Origin of the sequence: Pseudomonas sp. R3-56, assembly GCF_051132075.1 — a bacterium.
In the GTDB taxonomy this organism is placed as follows: domain Bacteria; phylum Pseudomonadota; class Gammaproteobacteria; order Pseudomonadales; family Pseudomonadaceae; genus Aquipseudomonas.
Genome location: NZ_CP071657.1, coordinates 2,385,496 through 2,403,554 on the forward strand (window position 1 = coordinate 2,385,496; position 18,059 = coordinate 2,403,554).

At 63.3% G+C, this 18,059-nt stretch carries 18 protein-coding genes, 2 pseudogenes and 1 riboswitch; of the genes and pseudogenes, 10 read left to right on the forward strand and 10 right to left on the reverse strand.

Translation table 11 applies throughout. The features are described from left to right. Positions 1 to 307 precede the first annotated feature (307 nt). From cobM to J3P96_RS10910, 4 genes are all read right to left on the reverse strand, one after another. Complete coding sequence (gene cobM, locus J3P96_RS10895; protein WP_434657012.1) at positions 308 to 1,054, reverse strand: precorrin-4 C(11)-methyltransferase; 747 nt, start codon at positions 1,052 to 1,054, stop codon at positions 308 to 310. A 67-nt stretch (positions 1,055 to 1,121) separates the two neighbouring features. Further along, positions 1,122 to 1,526 (reverse strand): cobalamin biosynthesis protein, encoded by a 405-nt coding sequence (locus tag J3P96_RS10900; RefSeq protein ID WP_434657014.1) that lies wholly within the window; start codon positions 1,524 to 1,526, stop codon positions 1,122 to 1,124. Beyond that, the gene (locus J3P96_RS10905; protein WP_434657016.1) at positions 1,523 to 2,218 is read right to left on the reverse strand and encodes a CbtA family protein; all 696 of its coding nucleotides are present in this window, start codon (positions 2,216 to 2,218) and stop codon (positions 1,523 to 1,525) included. The genes J3P96_RS10900 and J3P96_RS10905 overlap by 4 nt, the downstream gene beginning before the upstream one ends. A gap of 11 nt (positions 2,219 to 2,229) precedes the next feature. Then, positions 2,230 to 2,418, reverse strand: a complete 189-nt coding sequence (locus J3P96_RS10910) for a CbtB domain-containing protein (protein ID WP_420764493.1) — start codon at positions 2,416 to 2,418, stop codon at positions 2,230 to 2,232. Between the two features lie 97 nt (positions 2,419 to 2,515). After that, positions 2,516 to 2,736: riboswitch (cobalamin riboswitch) on the reverse strand. 178 nt (positions 2,737 to 2,914) lie between these two features. Here J3P96_RS10910 and J3P96_RS10915 point away from each other — a divergent pair. The 5 genes and pseudogenes from J3P96_RS10915 to J3P96_RS10935 form a co-directional block, all read left to right on the forward strand. Further along, a pseudogene (locus tag J3P96_RS10915) lies at positions 2,915 to 3,637 on the forward strand (MCP four helix bundle domain-containing protein); the annotation flags it as partial. A 303-nt stretch (positions 3,638 to 3,940) separates the two neighbouring features. Further along, positions 3,941 to 4,540 (forward strand): annotated as a pseudogene (locus J3P96_RS10920) (methyl-accepting chemotaxis protein); the annotation flags it as partial. Between the two features lie 41 nt (positions 4,541 to 4,581). Beyond that, positions 4,582 to 5,766, forward strand: a complete 1,185-nt coding sequence (locus tag J3P96_RS10925; RefSeq protein ID WP_434657018.1) for a pyridoxal phosphate-dependent aminotransferase — start codon at positions 4,582 to 4,584, stop codon at positions 5,764 to 5,766. A gap of 216 nt (positions 5,767 to 5,982) precedes the next feature. After that, positions 5,983 to 6,684 carry a response regulator transcription factor gene (locus J3P96_RS10930; protein ID WP_305500301.1) on the forward strand — a complete coding sequence of 234 codons (702 nt, stop codon included), beginning with the start codon at positions 5,983 to 5,985 and terminating at the stop codon, positions 6,682 to 6,684. Positions 6,685 to 6,687: 3 nt separating this feature from the next. Beyond that, the gene (locus J3P96_RS10935; protein ID WP_434657020.1) at positions 6,688 to 7,989 is read left to right on the forward strand and encodes an ATP-binding protein; all 1,302 of its coding nucleotides are present in this window, start codon (positions 6,688 to 6,690) and stop codon (positions 7,987 to 7,989) included. Between the two features lie 53 nt (positions 7,990 to 8,042). Here J3P96_RS10935 and J3P96_RS10940 read toward each other — a convergent pair whose 3' ends face one another. Next, entirely contained in the window at positions 8,043 to 8,684 is a 642-nt protein-coding gene (locus J3P96_RS10940; protein WP_434657022.1) for a DUF1345 domain-containing protein, read from the reverse strand. Between the two features lie 34 nt (positions 8,685 to 8,718). On the opposite strand from J3P96_RS10940, the gene J3P96_RS10945 reads away from it, so the two are divergent. After that, complete coding sequence (locus J3P96_RS10945; protein ID WP_434601175.1) at positions 8,719 to 8,883, forward strand: hypothetical protein; 165 nt, start codon at positions 8,719 to 8,721, stop codon at positions 8,881 to 8,883. Positions 8,884 to 8,979: 96 nt separating this feature from the next. Then, positions 8,980 to 11,058: a putative bifunctional diguanylate cyclase/phosphodiesterase gene (locus J3P96_RS10950; RefSeq protein ID WP_434657025.1), complete on the forward strand. Its 2,079-nt coding sequence runs from the start codon at positions 8,980 to 8,982 to the stop codon at positions 11,056 to 11,058. A 9-nt stretch (positions 11,059 to 11,067) separates the two neighbouring features. Here J3P96_RS10950 and J3P96_RS10955 read toward each other — a convergent pair whose 3' ends face one another. Continuing rightward, positions 11,068 to 12,168, reverse strand: a complete 1,101-nt coding sequence (locus J3P96_RS10955; RefSeq protein WP_434657027.1) for a DNA alkylation repair protein — start codon at positions 12,166 to 12,168, stop codon at positions 11,068 to 11,070. Positions 12,169 to 12,463: 295 nt separating this feature from the next. On the opposite strand from J3P96_RS10955, the gene J3P96_RS10960 reads away from it, so the two are divergent. Continuing rightward, complete coding sequence (locus J3P96_RS10960; RefSeq protein ID WP_434573428.1) at positions 12,464 to 12,772, forward strand: RcnB family protein; 309 nt, start codon at positions 12,464 to 12,466, stop codon at positions 12,770 to 12,772. Between the two features lie 4 nt (positions 12,773 to 12,776). On the opposite strand, the gene J3P96_RS10965 is transcribed toward J3P96_RS10960, so the two are convergent. Further along, a complete protein-coding gene (locus J3P96_RS10965) occupies positions 12,777 to 13,100 on the reverse strand; it encodes a protealysin inhibitor emfourin (RefSeq protein WP_305500309.1) in 324 nt (107 codons plus the stop codon). Further along, a complete protein-coding gene (locus J3P96_RS10970; RefSeq protein WP_434657029.1) occupies positions 13,097 to 14,161 on the reverse strand; it encodes a M4 family metallopeptidase in 1,065 nt (354 codons plus the stop codon). Before J3P96_RS10970 ends, J3P96_RS10965 begins: the two co-directional genes overlap by 4 nt. A gap of 141 nt (positions 14,162 to 14,302) precedes the next feature. Between J3P96_RS10970 and J3P96_RS10975 the strand changes: the two genes are divergently transcribed. Beyond that, positions 14,303 to 14,644, forward strand: a complete 342-nt coding sequence (locus tag J3P96_RS10975; RefSeq protein WP_434657032.1) for an FKBP-type peptidyl-prolyl cis-trans isomerase — start codon at positions 14,303 to 14,305, stop codon at positions 14,642 to 14,644. A gap of 15 nt (positions 14,645 to 14,659) precedes the next feature. On the opposite strand, the gene J3P96_RS10980 is transcribed toward J3P96_RS10975, so the two are convergent. Beyond that, on the reverse strand, positions 14,660 to 15,778 hold the full coding sequence (locus J3P96_RS10980) for a cytochrome P450 (protein WP_434657035.1): 1,119 nt from the start codon (positions 15,776 to 15,778) through the stop codon (positions 14,660 to 14,662). An 82-nt stretch (positions 15,779 to 15,860) separates the two neighbouring features. On the opposite strand from J3P96_RS10980, the gene J3P96_RS10985 reads away from it, so the two are divergent. After that, positions 15,861 to 16,616, forward strand: a complete 756-nt coding sequence (locus tag J3P96_RS10985; RefSeq protein ID WP_434657038.1) for an ArsR/SmtB family transcription factor — start codon at positions 15,861 to 15,863, stop codon at positions 16,614 to 16,616. A 333-nt stretch (positions 16,617 to 16,949) separates the two neighbouring features. On the opposite strand, the gene J3P96_RS10990 is transcribed toward J3P96_RS10985, so the two are convergent. Further along, positions 16,950 to 17,969: a branched-chain amino acid aminotransferase gene (locus J3P96_RS10990; protein WP_305500317.1), complete on the reverse strand. Its 1,020-nt coding sequence runs from the start codon at positions 17,967 to 17,969 to the stop codon at positions 16,950 to 16,952. Between the last annotated feature and the right edge of the window lie 90 nt (positions 17,970 to 18,059).

Consider the following 18,059-nt stretch of genomic DNA (forward strand, 5'->3'; position numbering starts at 1 on the left):
CTCGCCACAAAAGCTTCTGTGATCAGCATGCCATCTTAAAGGCGCCGCCGATCCCTGTGGAAGCGAGCTTGCTCGCGATAGCGGTGGGTCAGCTTGCGTTGATGTTGAACGTCCCATGGTCATCGCGAGCAAGCTCGCTCCCACAGGATCCGGGTCAGGGTCACGATTCCGGCGGGCACCACCAGTCGTGTGGGAGCGGGCCTGCTCGCGAAGGGGCCGGCACATTCGACATCGTTGCCGGCTGATCCGCCGCTTTCGCGAGCAGGCTCGCTCCCACAAGGGATTCCGGTTGAGCCATATCGACGAGTCAGGGCCTGTACAGATGCGCATGGCCGGCGCGATACAGCGATGATTCGCTGAACACATCATTGCCCAACACACGCCCCACCAGTATCAGCGCCGTACGTCGAAAGCCCTTGGCTTGGACCTTCCCGGCGATATCCTCCAGCGTACCCACCACCCAATCCTGATCCGGCCACGTGGCCCGGTGAATCACCGCGATCGGACAATCCGCGCCGTAGTGGGGCAGCAGTTCGGCGACTATTTTTTCCAGGTGATTGACGCCCAGGTGAATCGCCATGGTTGCGCCATGCTGTGCCAGGCTGGCGAGTTCTTCACCGGAGGGCATCGCGGTCTTGTCCGCGTAACGGGTCAGGATCACGCTCTGGGACACGTCCGGTAGCGTCAGCTCGGCGCCGAGCAGGGCCGCGCAGGCTGAGGTGGCGGTGACGCCCGGAACGATTTCGAAAGGGATGTCCAGCTCCCGCAGGCAGCGGATCTGCTCGCCGATTGCGCCATACAGACTCGGATCGCCGGAGTGCACCCGGGCCACGTCCTGGCCGTTCAGATGCGCGATCCTGATCAGTTCGACGATCTGTTCCAGGTGCAGCTCTGCGCTGTTGACCACCTGTTCGGCGCTGTGGCCTTCGAGCACGGCCGCCGGCACCAGGGAGCCGGCATAGATGATCACCGGGCAACGGTGGATCAGGCGCTGGCCTTTCACGGTGATCAGTTCCGGGTCGCCGGGGCCGGCACCGATGAAGTAAACGGTCATGACCGGTTCCTGTAGAAAAGGGCCTTGCATGAGCGGCGCTCATGATTCCGGCGGCGATTATCGAGGGTTACGAAGCTGTCGCCAATGCCAGAGTGGCTTGCGCGCTTTTCTGGCGGGTAATCAGCAGCCTCGCGGGTGAATCGCCCAGTTGATCGGCCAGGGCAAGGGCGGCGCTTTCGGCGACGCCGTGGCAGCCCGTACGCTCGAAGGCGATCCGGGAACGCTGGCTGAGCTGCGTTTGATAACCCGCCAACTGCTCGGCAGTGAAGCAGGTCAGTGGCAGCGCCAATTGCTCGGCCAGCTCCAGCAGGCCTGGTTCGTCGTGCTTGAGATCGATACTGGCCACGGCCTGTACGTCATCGAGCGCAATGCCGTGGGCCAACAGCGTCTGCTCAAGCAATGCCCGCAACGCACTGGCCGGGCAACCGCGTTGGCAGCCCAGGCCGACCACCAGGAGCGGCCCGCTACTCATGCGTCGTGGCGAGCCTGGGCGCCACGGCGAAACAGCCAGGCGCTGATCAGGCCCAGGGCGAGCCAGAACGCGACATTGGTCAGTTGCGCGGCGATCTTGAACTGGCTTTCCAGCGCCTCGGGAGCCAGCATCGAATGGACTTCAGGCTGCGGCGCGCCGATGACATGAGGAACGACCAAGGTCGCGACACCCAGCAGCTTCAGCAGCCACTGCCGGCCGAAGGCAATCAGGGCTATGCCTACCGCCGTGGACGCCGCCGTGCCAATCCACCACATCTGCCGCTGGGCCAGCTCAGCCGCCGCCGTGCCAGGCAGTTCCGGTGGCAGGCCAAGCGTTGGCGCGAGGACGAAGGTGGCGTAACCGGCCAGGCCCCAAAGCAAGCCCTGGGACGTACGCGTCGGCTCGCGCAAGGTGTACAGGCCCGCCAGCATCAGGGCGAAACCCACCGCGACCACCAGGTTGCCGCCCGTGGTGGCGAGCAGGCGTTGCCAGCCGTCTTGCGGCTCCCAGGCTTCGTCGTCATGGCTGTGGGCAGCGCCCGAAACATGCTCATGGACTTCGCTGGCCGGGGCCTTTTCGTAGGTTTCGGCTTGCTGAATCAACGGCGAGACCCACAGGCTTTGTAGAAGAGTCAACAGCAGGGCGGCCAGCAGCCCACTGAAACCGGCAGTCCGAGCGATACGCTTGATCATGTCGTCAGGTCTCAGTGGCACGGGAACGCGGCGCTATGCCGGGTGTCGTGGGCCGCGTTGTGCACCGCTTCGATGTGGGAGAAACCGGCGAAGTAGACCAGGCCCGCACCGAGGATCGAGGCGAGGACCGCCGCGCTCAGGCGCTGGCTCAGGGTGACAGTGCTGCTGGTGGTGCGGGCGGTGCTGCTGATGGTCGACATGGCGCTTCCCTCGGGTTTGTCGGCGGGGAAGCGAGCGCAATGAAAATCCGGGCGAGGGCTCGCCAGAATTCGAACAGCGCCCGCCCACCGCGGGTTTGTTGAGCTTGAGTCATGGGCCGGTCTCCGGGCTCGCGAGGGGCTGGGCCGAAGCCTTGCCTGCAAGCGTCACCTTCCCATGCCAAGGCACAGTGGATTCGACGCTTCGCTCGCTTACCGTTGCGGGGGCAGCACCGGACTGACGTGGCCTTGGAGTAAAGCACACGATTCACCGGTTTCCCGTTTCACCCTGTGAAGGGCACCCGTAACTAGGCCGACAGGAGACCATGGGCGAGGCCGGGGCGTCAATCGCGGCTTCGCGCCGCTGACATCACGGAATATTTTCCATCTCCCCCTGCAAAAGCCTCAAGTCGGGCCGATAACGAGGCAGGCGTACCCACAATTATCCCAAACAATACGCCGGCGGCATGGACGCTCGACCACCATCCGAGGTCTTCCCATGTCCCTACGCAGCTTGAATATCGCCCCCAGAGCCTTTCTCGGCTTCACTGTCATCGCACTGCTTGTCGTCGTCCTCGGCGTGTTCGCCGCCAATCGCATGTCGGTCATCCGCCAGGCTTCGGTGGACATGGAGCAGACCCAGGTGCCCAGCGTCAGCCATCTGGCCAGTGTGATGGAAAGCGTCTTGCGCATGCGCATCCTCTCGTTTCGCATACTGGTGAACCGTGACCCGGCCAGCCTGAACGAGGCCGACGGGCGCGTCGGTGTGCTGGTGGAAAAACTGCACAAGGCCAATAACAGCTATGCGGCGCTGCCGGCCACCCCGCAAGAGGCCGAGCTGTACAAGACTTTTTCCGCGACGCTTGCAAAGTATCTCGAGGCCCAGCAGGAAATGCTCCAGCTGTCGCGTCAGGACAAGCTTGATCAACTGCGCGCCCATATCAATACGCGGATCAAGGAAGGCACCGACCTGATGGGCGAACAGCTCAACAAACTCATCGAGTTCAACGTGACCAGCGCCGGCGAAGCATCGGCCAAGGCTGACGGCTACTACAGCAGCGCCATCACCGGCATCATCGTCGTCTCGGTCATCGCCGCGCTGGCGACCGTGTTGCTGGCCTTGCTCCTGACCCGCAGCATTGTCACGCCGCTGAATCGAGCGCTCGAAGCAGCCCGGACCATTGCCAGCGGCAATCTGGTCACCGTCATCGTCGACGACGGCAAGGACGAACCTGCGCGATTGCTCCAGGCCTTGGGCGCCATGCAGGGCAGTCTGCGCCAGACCATCGAGCAGATTGCCGGTTCCGCCACCCAGCTGGGCGCCGCCGCTGAAGAGTTGAGTGCCGTCACCCAGGAATCTTCCCGTGGCTTGCAACGGCAGCACAGCGAAATCGAGCAGGCGGCCACCGCCGTCAATGAGATGACCGCCGCGGTCGAGGAGGTTGCCCGCAACGCGGTGTCCACTTCCGAAGCCTCGAACCAGTCCACCCAGGCGGCCCGGGAAGGGCGCACGCGAGTGGTGGAGACCGTCGATGCGATCCAGACCATGACCCACGACGTGCAAGCCACCGCCGCGATGATCGAGGGCCTGGCAGTCCAGGGCCGCGACATCGGCAAGGTGCTGGACGTGATCCGCGCCATCGCAGAACAGACCAACCTGCTGGCCCTTAACGCGGCCATCGAAGCCGCCAGGGCCGGGGAGGCCGGACGTGGTTTCGCGGTGGTGGCCGATGAAGTCCGCGCCTTGGCCCATCGCACCGCGCAATCGACCCAGGAAATCGAAAAAATGGTCGCCGGCATCCAGAACGGCACCGGCGAGGCCGTGCAGTCGATGCAGCAAAGCAACCAGCGCACCCAAAGCACCCTGGAACTGGCCCGTGGCGCCGGCGTGGCGCTGGAACAGATCACCCAGTCGATCCACCAGATCAACGAGCGCAACCTGGTCATTGCCAGCGCGTCCGAAGAACAGGCCCAGGTCTCCCGCGAAGTGGACCGCAACCTGATGAACATCCGTGACCTGGCGACCCAATCGGCCAGCGGCGCGCAACAGACCAGCGACGCCACTCACGAACTGTCGCGCCTGGCGGTGGGTTTGAATGCGACGGTGGCGCGCTTCGTTATTTGAGATAGGGTTGAAGCTGGATACCGCGCGAACAGGAGCAATGCATGCGCTTTTCAGCCTTGACCCAACGCATCACCGGCGACGGCGCCGCCGCCTGGCAGATCCATGACCGGGCGCTGGCCATGCGCGAACAGGGCAGGGAGGTGCTGTTGCTGTCGGTGGGCGATCCGGATTTCGACACGCCACCGGCCATTGTCGAGGCCGCCGTCGCCAGCCTGCGGGCGGGGGATACGCATTACTCGGATACCCGTGGCCTGCATGCGTTGCGCGCCAGCATCGCCCGGCGCCACCAGCAACGTTGCGGCCAACCGGTGGGCGCCGGGCACGTTACGGTGCTGCCCGGCGCCCAGTGTGCGGTCTTCGCGGTCGCGCAATGCCTGCTCGACCCCGGCGACGAGGTGATTGTCGCCGAACCGATGTACGTCACCTACGAAGCGGTCTTTGGCGCCTGCGGGGCGAAAGTGGTCCCGGTGGCGGTGCGTCCGGAAAACGCTTTTCGGGTAGAGCCGGCCGACGTGGCCCGGCTGATCACGCCGCGTACCCGCGCGATGCTGCTCAACAGCCCCAACAATCCCTCCGGCGCCAGCCTGCCGCTAGCTACCTGGCAAGCGTTGGCGCAACTGTGCATCGAGCATGACCTGTGGCTGATCAGCGATGAGGTCTACAGCGACTTGCTCTACGACGGCGAACATATCAGCCCGGCCAGCCTGCCGGGCATGGCCGAGCGCACCGCCACCCTCAACAGCCTGTCCAAATCCCACGCCATGACGGGCTGGCGCATCGGCTGGGCCATCGGCCCCGAGCCCCTTGCCGGGCATCTGGCCAACCTGTCGCTGTGCATGCTGTTCGGCCTGCCGGACTTCGTCCAGCGCGCCGCCCAGGTTGCCCTTGAGCGGGATCTGCCTGAAGTGGCGCGGATGCGCGAGGAATATCGCCAGCGCCGTGATCTGGTGTGCGCGGCGCTGGAGGGGCGTGCGGGCCTCAGGCCGGTACGGCCTGATGGCGGGATGTTCGTGATGGTCGACGTGTGCCAGACGGGTCTCGCCGCCCAGGCATTTGCCGAGCGCCTGCTGGACGGCTATGGCGTGTCGGTGCTCGCGGGCGAGGCGTTCGGGCCGAGCGCGGCGGGGCATATCCGGATCGGCCTGGTGGTCGAGCAAGTGCAATTGGCGGATGCGTGCCGGCGGATCGTCGAGTGTGCGGCGGCCCTGTTGCAGGCCGATTGGTAAAGTTTTGTAGAGGCTGTGTGAAATTGTGTAAGGGTTTTGCTCGACCACGGGCGCCGGCGTATATCCTTGCGGCTTGAGATTTCTTGCGCCTGTGGGACAGCTATCGCGAGCAAGCTCGCTCCCACAGGGGTTTCGGTACGCAGCAAAAACCGTGTGGGAGCGAGCTTGCTCGCGATGAGTCCCGCCCAGGCGCCACCGTATTTTCTGGACCACCCCATGCCCAACATCCTCCTCGTCGAAGACGACGCCGCCCTTTGCGAACTGATCTCCAGCTACCTGGAGCGCAACGGCTATCAGGTCAGCGTCCTCAACCGTGGCGATCACGTCCGTGAGCGGGCACGGGCCAATCCGCCGGATCTGGTGATCCTCGACCTGATGCTGCCGGGCCTGGATGGCTTGCAAGTCTGCCGCCTGCTGCGCGCCGATTCGGCGACCCTGCCGATCCTGATGCTCACCGCCCGGGACGACAGCCACGACCAGGTGCTGGGCCTGGAAATGGGCGCCGATGACTACGTCACCAAGCCCTGCGAGCCGCGGGTATTGCTGGCGCGGGTACGCACCCTGCTGCGGCGCAGTAGCCTCACTGAACCGCAAACGGTCAACGACCGTATTGTCATGGGCAACCTGTGCATCGATCTGTCCGAGCGCACTGTCACCTGGCGTGGGCAACCGGTGGAGCTGTCCAGCGGCGAGTACAACCTGCTGGTGGTGCTGGCCCGGCATTCCGGAGAGGTGCTCAGCCGCGACCAGATCTTGCAGCGCTTGCGCGGCATCGAATTCAACGGCACCGATCGCTCGGTGGACGTGGCCATTTCCAAGTTGCGGCGCAAATTCGACGACAACGCCGGCGAGGCGCGCAAGATCAAGACCGTGTGGGGCAAGGGTTACCTGTTCAGCCGTTCCGAGTGGGAATGCTGATCGATGTGGAAACTGCTGATTCGTCTCTATCTCGTGACCATTGTCTCCTACAGCGCGGCGATCTACCTGATGCCGGACCTGGTGATCCGCCTGTTCCATGAGCGCTTCCAGACTTACAACCTCGACTATTCCCGTGGCCTGCAAACCTTGATGGCCAAGCAGTTTCGCGCCGTGCCCAGCGCGCAATGGCCGGCGCTGGCAGCGCAGATGGACAAGGAGTTCGAGCCGCTGCACATCGAGCTCGCCGCCACCGATGATGCGGATTTCACCGCCGCCGAGCAGGCGCGTCTGCAGCGCGGTGAGAATGTGGTGCGCATCGGCGACTGGGGTTGGCGAACCCTGGCGGCCGCGCCGCTGGATGGGCGTACCGCGGTCAAGATGATCGTTCCCCCGGATCCGGCGGATGTCAGCTGGCTGTACTGGAGCATCAACGTGCTGATCGGCGCGACGATGCTTGGCTGTCTGCTGCTCTGGCTGCGGCCGCACTGGCGCGATCTGGAGCGGCTCAAGCGCACCGCCGAGCGTTTCGGCAAGGGCCACCTGGGTGAGCGCACGCATATCGCGCCGCGCTCCAACATCGGCAGCCTGGCCCATGTTTTCGACACCATGGCGGGCGATATCGAGAACCTGCTCAATCAGCAGCGCGACCTGCTCAATGCCGTCTCCCATGAGCTGCGCACGCCGTTGACCCGGCTCGATTTCGGCCTGGCACTGGCCTTGTCCGAGGATTTGCCGGCGCCCAGCCGCGAGCGTCTGCAAGGGTTGGTGGCGCACATTCGTGAGTTGGATGAGTTGGTGCTGGAGCTGTTGTCCTATAGCCGCCTGCAGAACCCCGAGCGCCTGCCGGAGCGAGTCGAAGTGCCGCTGGACGAGTTCATCGACAGCATCCTCGGCAGCCTCGATGAAGACCTGGCGGCGCCGGAGGTGGTGATCGACGTTTTGCTGCACGGGGCGCTGGAGCGTTTCGAGCTCGACCCGCGCCTCACCGCCAGGGCCTTGCAGAACCTGCTGCGCAATGCGATGCGCTATTGCGAAAGGCGCATCCAGGTGGGGGTGCTGGTCAGCGAGCAAGGCTGCGAAATCTGGGTCGACGATGACGGCATCGGCATTCCCGACAGCGAGCGTGAGCGGGTATTCGAGCCGTTCTACCGGCTGGACCGCAGCCGTGATCGCGCCACGGGCGGCTTCGGCCTCGGCCTGGCGATCAGCCGCCGCGCCCTGCAAGCCCAGGGCGGCACCCTGACGGTCGAAGCCTCGCCGCTGGGCGGGGCACGCTTCCGGCTCTGGCTACCCCCAACCTGCTGATCACCTCCTGTGGCGAGGGAGTTGCTCCCGCTGGGCCACAAAGTGGCCCCTCTTCAGCCAAACAACCCCGCCGCAATATTGATCGAAAACCCCAGGATCGCGGTGTTGAACACAAACCCGATCAACGACTGCGCCAACACGATCTTGCGCAACTGCCGCGTCGCAACACCCACGTCCGAAGTCTGCACCGCCACGCCGATGGTGAAAGAGAAGTACAGAAAGTCCCAGTAGTTCGGCGTGGTCAGGCCCTCGGCAAAACGCAGGGCGGGCTCCTTGCCGGACCAGGTGTAATACAGGCGGGCGTAGTGCACGCTGAAAATCACCCCGATCAGTAGCCATGAACCGATCACGGTCAATGCCGTGAAACCGTAATGCAGCAGCTTGCCTGCGGTTTGCAGGTCGCGGCTGCCGGCCAGTTCGAAGGTGATGGTCGCCAGGCTCGCCAAGGCCGCGATGCAAACCATCAGCAGGACCAGCCCGGCGTTCTCGTCTTCGATTTCGGCGATGCGCTTGACGTCAGGTGCCTTGGCTCGCACCGTCAGCCAGAACATCAGCGCCAGGTAGGTCCAGACCCCGACGTTCCAGCCGATCAGGACCTTGCCGATGATCGAATCCGCGGGGATCAGCAGGCCCGCCGCCAGGCCGATGACCGTGGCGTAGGAAAGACGCGGGTGAGTGCGGGTGAGGCGGGGCATGAGAGCTCACTGTGGCGGGGGAATGCCGGGGAGTATGAATCAGATCTTAGCCGAAGCAGTCAGGCTCGGGTTCTTCATTTGCGGCGACTGCCGCCTTCGCGAGCAGGCTCGCTCCCACATGAATTTGTGTATGGACGAGCTTGATCGTGATGACGAGGTGTCTTTCGTCGCAAATATTCCGCCGATGATGGCTTTTTGATGCTTGGTTCGTGCACCGCCGTACCAATTGTGTACAATCGCCGACTTTTCAACCAGGCATGGAAGCAGTTCGGCCTTTTGGCCACGAGAAAAATCCATGCTCATCGGCAGCTATTCCCCCGCCCTTGTTTCGATTTCCCTGTTTGTCGCGATCCTGGCGTCCTATACCGCGCTGGACCTGACCGGACGCATTGCCACTGCCCAGGGTCGGGCCGTGCATTTCTGGATGGCGGGTGGTGCCTTGGCGATGGGGGTGGGCATCTGGTCCATGCATTTCATCGGCATGCTCGCGTTCAGCTTGCCGGTGGAGCTTGGCTACGATGTGGCGATTACTGCGTTGTCGCTGCTGATCGCCATCCTTTCCAGCGGCTTTGCCCTCTGGCTGGTCAGCCAGCCACAACTGCGGGCCTGGCAACTGGTGTTCGGCGCGCTGGTGATGGGCACTGGCATCAGCGCCATGCACTACACCGGTATGGCGGCCCTGCGGATGCAGCCGGGCATCGATTATGACCCGACGCTGTTCGGCGCCTCGTTGGTAATAGCCGTGGTGGCGTGCGCGGCGGCGTTATGGATCGCCTTTCACCTGCGCCAGAACACCCCTCATGTACGTCTCGCTCGCGCCGGTGCCGCCGTGGTGATGGGCGCTGCCATCGTCGGCATGCATTACACCGGCATGGCCGCGGCGCAGTTCAGCGAAGGCAGTTTCTGCGGCTCCCTGGACGGTTTGAGCGGTAAGGGCCTGGATAACCTGGTGCTGATCACCACCTTGGCGGTGCTGGCGATTGCCTTGCTGACTTCGATCCTCGATGCGCGCCTGGAAGCCCGTACCGCGGAACTGGCCAAGTCCTTGACCCAGGCCAATCGCGAACTGACCCAACTGGCCCTGCACGACCCCCTGACCGGCCTGCCCAACCGGGTCTTGCTGGCGGATCGCATCGGCCAGGCGATGCACCGGGTGCAAGAGCAGGGCGGTTGTTTCGCCCTGATGTTCATCGATCTGGACGGCTTCAAACCGGTCAACGATGCCTTTGGCCACCACATGGGTGACTTGTTGCTGCGGGACGTCGCGCTGCGTCTGCGTGAAGACCTGCGCAGCCAGGACACCCTGGCGCGGATTGGTGGTGACGAGTTTGTCCTGCTGGTGCAACTCGCCGAGCCGGACGACGCCTTGCGCCTGGCCGCGCGTCAGGTCGGGCTGATCGGTCGCACGTTCCGGGTCGCCGACCATGACCTGCAGATTTCCGCCAGCGTCGGCATCGCGCTGTACCCTGGCAATGGCCAGAGCGCCGATGAATTGCTGATGAATGCCGATGCGGCGATGTACCACGCCAAGGGTGCCGGCAAGAATGGCTACAGCTTTTTCGACGCCTCGATGAACAGCAACGCCCGCCGGCAACTGCAACTGCTGCAGGATTTGCGCATCGCGGTCGAACAGCGCCAGTTCAGCCTCCATTACCAGCCCAAATTCGACGCAGCGAAAGGCCGCCCGGTGGGCGCCGAAGCGCTGTTGCGCTGGAACCATCCGACCCAGGGCCTGCTGATGCCCGATACCTTCATCGACCTGGCGGAAAAGACCGGGCTGATCATCCCGATCGGCGAATGGGTGCTGAACGAAGCCTGCCGGCAGATGCGCGAATGGTACGTGTTGGGCTACACCGACTGGCGTATCGCGGTGAACCTGTCGGCGTTGCAGTTCTGCCATACGGGCCTGGTGCAGAGCGTGGCCAAGGCATTGGAGACGCACCACTTGCCGGCCAACAGCCTGACCCTGGAAATCACCGAGACCACTGCCATGAGCGACGCGGACGCGAGCATGACGGTGCTGCAACAGCTCTCGGACATGGGCGTGGACCTGTCCATCGACGACTTCGGCACCGGTTATTCGAGCCTGATGTACCTCAAGCGCCTGCCGGCCAACGAGCTGAAGATCGACCGCGGTTTCGTGCGAGACCTTGAGCACGACAGTGACGACGCGGCTATCGTCTCGGCCATCGTCGCCCTCGGCCAGGCCTTGGGCCTGCGGATCGTTGCCGAAGGCGTGGAGACCGATGTGCAACAGGACTTCCTCACCCAGTTGGGCTGCGATTCGCTGCAGGGGTATCTGCTGGGGCACCCGCAGCCGGCCGAACACTTCCTGAGGGACATTCGTCAGGCCCGACGCGTCGAGATGGCCTGAGGCGATCGTTCAGGGAACGATCTCGAACGCGGTACTGCCCAGCCGTTCGCCATTGATCAGCAGATGGACCGCATGCCGGCCCGCGTAGTGCCGGCGGGTGGTCAGCTCGCGAATCTGCTGGGAACGGCTGAGACTGGCAGAAGCCAGGGCGGGCAGGTCGAAGGTCTTCAGCTTGAACACTTTGGCTGACGTGCCGCCGGATGCTTTCACATAGTCGATCGCATAATCGATCACCAGGCGCTGGCTTTGTCCGGCCGTGGACTGCACCTTGAACGACAAGGTGATGGGCTCGCCCAGGCGAATCACCGCTGGCGTCACTTGCAGCTCGGAAACTTCCACCTGCGCCCTGGCGCCCGCGCCGATAACCGCCAGCGCCCGCGGATTGCCTTGCTTGATCAGGCTGCGCAGCGCGTGTCGGGCAATCCATGCGCTATGGCGCTCGTGTAATGGCCAGCCTTCGATCCGCTCCAGGACCCAATCGGGATGCTGCTTGGTCACGTCGTTCAGGTGATTGGCGACGGATTTGCGCACGTACAGGCTGTCGTCGGCCTTGAGCGCATCAAGGATTCCGGCGGCGAGTTCCGGGTTGGCCTGGATCGGCTCCAGGTGAAACGACCAAGGCAAGCGCGGCCGGCTGCCTTCGCTGGCAAGGCGGCGGACGTGCTCGTTGGCGTCCAGCGCCCAGTCATGCATGACCCCGAGGGTGCGTGTCAGGTCGTCGCGCAGGAAATGCCGCACGGCAAACTCAGCGGAGCCAAACCGGGTGAAATACTTGAGCGCGTCCATTGACAGCTCGAAGGTGTGCCGACCGTAGGAGGCGACGTAGTGCGGCAGGAACATGCTGACGAACATGCTGTTCACACGCGGGGCCACGGCTCGCAGCACCTCCAGCGAGGCTTCGTAACTCAGCGGCAGGACCTCATGCAGGCACTCGCTGACCCGCGCCATGCGCTGCATCACCGACAGGTCGGCCAGCCCGTCATTGGCCAGGTTCAAGAATGCTTTCGCATCGAAGGCCGGGTACACCGCGCGCATTTCGCTGGCGATGTGTTCAAGGCGCGCGGCGTTGAAGATTTCCTTGAGGGCGGGGGAAGAGGTGGTGGTGCTCATGTTGGGTCCGTCCGGCGGGTGTTGGGTCAAGGCTCGCCACTATGCCATGCCAGACCCGTGGCGAGGGAGCTTGCTCCCGCTCGGCCGGTCCGACGCCTCGGGCGCAGCAGTCGTAAACCCGGGGAATGCGGTATCACTGAATGATCGCGTTGCCTGGATTGGGGTCGCTGCGCAACCCAGCGGGAGCAAGCTCCCTCGCCACATGGGAATGGGGGCCTTCTGAAGCAACAGTAAACGGAATGATTCGCCGCCAGTGCAGTCCCAGATTCAGTACCTTGAATAACTGGAGTTTTTTATGCGTAAACCAACCTTGATCGCCAGTCTGGTCCTGATCGCCGGCCTCGGAGCCTTTGGGCCCGTTGCGCAAGCGGTCGAGAAAACCGGAGACGCCCTTGAGCATTCGCCGAGCAATGGCCGCCGGCTGGTGGAAAATGACCGGGTACCGGCAGACTATCAGCGCGCGGACAGGGCCATGAAGGACTGGAAGCAGAAGAAACTCGAGCAGCCGACCGACGAGCAGCAATGGGTGCAGATCGACGACAAGTACCTGCTGATCGAAACCGTGTCCGGCGCCATCGTCAAGATCGTTCCCGCCACACGCTAGACCCTCAAAGCACTTCGCCCTTGTCCCACAAGTGGACCAGCTCGCCAGGTGCCCGGTCCTCGGGCACCTGCAGCACCATCTCGTCATCCTGATCGTTCGCCCGATAACGTACCTCGATCTGGAAATACCTTTGGTCGCCCCGACCCGGCGTGGAGGACGTGAGCGGCAGGCAGCCCTCCAGCACCGAGCAGATGCGCGAGCGCTGGTTGATATCGCACTGGGCGAATTCTATTTCCCGGGGGCGGGTCAGGGCATGGATGGCCGCCACGCCACCTTGGCGTGACAGCTTGACCACGGCTTTATCATCAAGGTCTGGAAGGGTTTTCATCCGTTCTCCTCGTTCAGGTCGACGCCCACCTGCGCCCAGCCATCCTGCACCGCTTGCACTTCCTGCTCACCGAAACGCTGGCGGGCATGCTCGACGGTCAGGCGGGCGAACGCACTGAAGGAGGCGTCGTTGGCCAGTTGTCTGTCGCACAAGGTGTCATACCAGATTCGCCCGGCCTTTTCCCAGGCAAATCCGCCCAGGGTTGTTGCCACCAGATAAAAGGCCCGGTTGGGAATGCCGGAATTGATGTGCACGCCGCCGTTGTCTTCACGGGTGATGACGAATTCGCGCATATGCCCGGGTTGCGGGTCCTTGCCCAGCAGCGGGTCATCGTAGGCGGTGCCAGGGTTGGACATGCTGCGCAGGCCGTCACCGTTGATCCTGTCGGTGAGCAGGTCGGCGCCGATCAGCCAGTCGGCCTGGTCGGCGGTCTGGCCCAATACGAATTGCTTGACCAACACGCCGAACACGTCGGAGATCGACTCGTTCAACGCCCCGGACTGGTTGGCATAGATCAGGCCGGCTTCGCTTTCGGTGACGCCATGGGCCAGTTCATGGGCCACCACGTCCAGGGAGCGGGTGAAACGCTGGAAGATCTCGCCATCACCGTCACCGAACACCATCTGCGCGCCGTTCCAGAAGGCATTCTCATAACCTTGGCCGTAATGCACGCTGCCGACCAATGCAAAACCCTTGTTATCGATGGAGTCGCGCCCGAGCACTTTCCAGAAAAACTCATAGGTGGCGCCGAGGGCGTCATAGGCTTCGTCCACCGCCGGGTCGCCGCTGGCCGCCTGGCCCTCCAGGCGCACCGGTTGGCCGGGCAGTTCCATGCTGTTCTGCGCGTCGTGCACGCTGCGCTGTGGATGACCGGCCTTGCCGGGTCTGGGCAGTTTCGCCGTGGCGGGTGGATTGCTCGGCGGGCCAGGGTTGTGGCGCAGATTCTTGACGTGGGTCAGGGTGCCGAGGGCGCTGGAACGTTGCTGTTCTGAGCCATGGGCAATGATGCGATTGAGGATATAAGGCGGAATGAAACCGTGGAGCGGGCGAGAGTCGATCATCAGAAAGTCCTTATCTGAAAATGCAGGGTCGATACCCATGTGAACCGAAGTGGCCGTTGCGGTTCCCCTTTGCCGCAAAAGGTTGCCTGTCGCGCGGATTTCTGCGAAAACCCCGCGCCTGGATCACACGGGAATAACGCCATGAATGAAGAGCTGCAAATCATCGACCTGGAACAGGGCGACGGCAAAAGCGTAGTCAAAGGCGCGCTGATTACCACTCAATATCGCGGCACTCTCGAGGACGGCACCGAGTTCGATTCGTCCTACAGTCGTGGCAAGCCCTTTCAATGCGTGATTGGCACCGGTCGCGTGATCAGGGGCTGGGATATCGGCCTGATGGGGATGAAAGTCGGCGGCAAGCGCAAGCTGCTGGTGCCGGCCCATCTGGCCTATGGTGAGCGCTCCATGGGCGCTCACATCAAGCCCAACAGCAACCTGGTTTTTGAAATCGAGCTGCTGGAAGTGCTGACCCGCGACGATTGATGGCGCCTTTTTTCATCACCGATTGCTGAACAGCGGGATGCGCCCGTTGACCGAGGGGCGATAGCACCAGCTCAACCGATCCAGGCGTGGATTGCGCTCAAGGATTGTTTCCATGGTGGCCCGAGCGATATTCATGGCCAAGTCTTGGCCTGGGCATTCATGGCGGCCGCTGCCAAAGCTGAAACTGCGGCGGTTGGCGCGATCCAACAGCAAGGCGTCCGGTTGCGGGTTGAGCTGCGGGTCGCGGTTGGCTGAAGCCAGCAGGACCAGTACCACATCTCTCGGTTCTAGCGCAGTGCCAAGGATTTCGCAGGGCATGGCGATGAAGCGCCGAGTGTTCTGCACCGCCGGGTCGAAGCGCTGCACTTCAGCCAGCAACGCGCCGATCTGTTTGGGATCGTCCCGAACTTGCTGATGTAAAGCGGGGTCGCGAGCTAACGCCAATAGTCCATTGCCGATCAAGCCCGCCGTGGCTTCGTAGGTTTGCGAGAGCAGGCCGATCAGGTTGGCGATCCGGCTGTCCGGGGCGGCGCCTTCAAAACCCTGGCACATTAGGCTCAGCAACGGAGCGTCCTGTGCCTCGATCCGCTCCTGGAAAAGGCTCATCAGTTGCCCGCTGGCCCGGTGCGCGGCTTCAAGCTGCTTCACCTGGCTCAGGGGTGACAGGCAGGCGACGAAGTCTGCGGTCAATTCGCTGATCAGGCGGCTCTCCGCCGGGTTGAAACCCAGCAATGCCGCCACCACGCTGGCCGGCCCGACGAACTGCGCCTGGTGCAGACCTGCGGCGCCCTCCCTGAGCAAGCGTGCCCTGACCAATGCCTCGACCTGGCGCGGATCGATGTCCTGCAACCGCGGGGCAATCGCCGCCCTCGGACAGCGCTGCCGTTCGCCTTCGTTCATGCGCATCAGGTGTGCGAACACTTGGCCGGCGGGGCCATCGGCAATTGCCTTGGGCACCGGCTCGTCAGCAGGGCGCACATGGCAATCGGGATGATGCAGTACCGCGCACACCGCCTCGGCGCTGCTGGCGACCCAGAGTTTCAGATGCGCGTCGAAACCGAATCCTCCGTTGGCTCGCAGGCTGGCGTAGTAAGGGTAGGGATCAGCGTGAGTCGCGGCGGTGATCGGGTCCATTAAGCGCAGCCTCGTTCGTGGTGGAGAAAGTGTTGCTACTATCTCCAGTCGATGCATGGCTTGATTCGTCCGGGAGCGAAATATGAACGCAGAACACCATGACATGGGCGTGTCCCAGGTGGCCGCAGCGATTGCCGAACCGGCCCGCACCCGAATGCTCTGCGCGCTGATGGACGGCCACGCCCGCACCAGCACGGAGTTGGCGGCGATTGCCGAGGTCAGCGCTTCCACCGCGAGTGCGCATTTGGCGAAGCTCAAGGACCTCGCCTTGGTGCGTTTGCACGTCCAGGGGCGCCATCGTTACTACAGCCTCGCCGACCAGCGCGTAGCCGAGGCTCTGGAGGCGTTGATGATGATTGGCCAGGGCGCCAGGCCGACCTTCACGCCGCGCACGCCGGATCGCCTGCAGTTCGCCCGCACTTGCTACGACCACATGGCCGGTACGCTGGCGGTGCGGCTGCATGATCGCTTGCTGGAAGCCGGGTGGCTGGTGGAAGTGGAGGGGCGGGGCTATCGGCTCAGTGAATCCGGCGAAGCGCTGTTTGAAGGGCTGGGCATGGACATTTCTACGCTGATGATTCAACGACGCCGGTTCGCCTGCCCGTGCCTGGACTGGAGCATGCGCCGACCGCACCTGGGCGGAGCCTTGGGCGCGGCGTTGTTGCAACTGGCGATCAAGCGCAAATGGGTGCGGCAGGACCTGGACAGCCGGGCCCTGACATTGACGGCCTGCGGACGCAGGGAAATGGCGGGGCGGTTCGGGGTCAATGGAGAAGTCGATGTCGTACCCACAGGCGCCATCGCGAGCAAGCTCGCTCCCACAGTGGACCTGAGGTGAATCCAGGATTTCTGGGCACCGGCAATCCCTGTGGGAGCGAGCCTGCTCGCGAAGGGGCCTGCACATCCAGCATATCTGCAAGCTGACCCACCGCCATCGCGAGCAAGCTCGCTTCCACAGTGGATTTGAGGTGAATCCAAGATTTCTGGATACCGGCAATCCCTGTGGGAGCGAGCCTGCTCGCGAAGGGGCCTGCACATCCGGCATATCTGCAAGCTGACCCACCGCTTTCGCGAGCAGGCTCGCTCCCACATTGGACCTGAGGTGAAATCCAGGATTTCTGGATACCGGCAATCCCTGTGGGAGCGAGCCTTTGCTACCGAGGTGTCTAGGTCAGACTTTGACGATCCAGCCCGCGGGTGCTTCCACGTCGCCGGTCTGTACGCCGGTCAGCTCTTTGTAGAGCTTCTGGGTGATCGGGCCGACTTCGGTTTCGCTGTGGAACACATGCAGCTTGTCCTTGTAGCTGATACCACCGATCGGCGTGATCACGGCTGCGGTACCGCAGGCGCCGGCTTCCTTGAACTCCGACAGCTTGTCGATGAACACGTCGCCTTCGATCACTTCCAGGCCCAGGCGCGATTTGGCCAGTTCGATCAGCGACAGGCGGGTGATGCCGGGCAATACCGAAGGGGAGTTGGGGGTGATGAATTTGTTGTCGTGGGTGATGCCGAAGAAGTTGGCCGAGCCGACTTCCTCGATTTTCGAATGGGTCAGCGGGTCCAGGTAGATGCAGTCGGCGAAACTGGCCTTCTTGGCCTGCGAGCCGGGCATCAGGCTGGCGGCGTAGTTGCCACCGACCTTGGCCGCGCCGGTGCCTTGCGGGGCCGCGCGGTCGAAGCTGGAGATCAGGAAGTTGTGCGGGGTCAGGCCGCCCTTGAAATAAGCGCCGACCGGGATGCAGAAGATCGAGAAGATAAACTCGGGCGCGGTGCGCACGCCGATGTTGTCACCCACGCCGATCACGAACGGGCGCAGGTACAGCGCACCGCCGGTGCCATACGGCGGGATGAAGCGCTCGTTGGCGCGAACCACTTGCTTGCAGGCTTCGACGAACTGCTCGGTGTCGACATGTGGCATCAGCAGGCGGGCGCAGCTGCGTTGCATGCGGGCGGCGTTCTGGTCCGGGCGGAACAGGTTGATCGAACCGTCCTTGCAACGATAGGCCTTCAGGCCTTCGAAGCATTGCTGGCCGTAATGCAGAGCAGTGGAACCCTCGCTGATGTGCAGCACATTGTCGTCGGTCAGGGTGCCCGCGTCCCAGGCGCCGTCGCGCCAGTGCGACAGATAGCGCTTGTCGGTCTTGATGTAGTCAAAGCCCAGTTTGTCCCAATTGATGCTCTCGTTACCCATGACACCCTCTATTTCCTGACAACCGTCGAAACGGTTCAAGGCTTCTGACGTTTTTTAATGGGGACAACAATACTTCATTCCGGGGGTGTT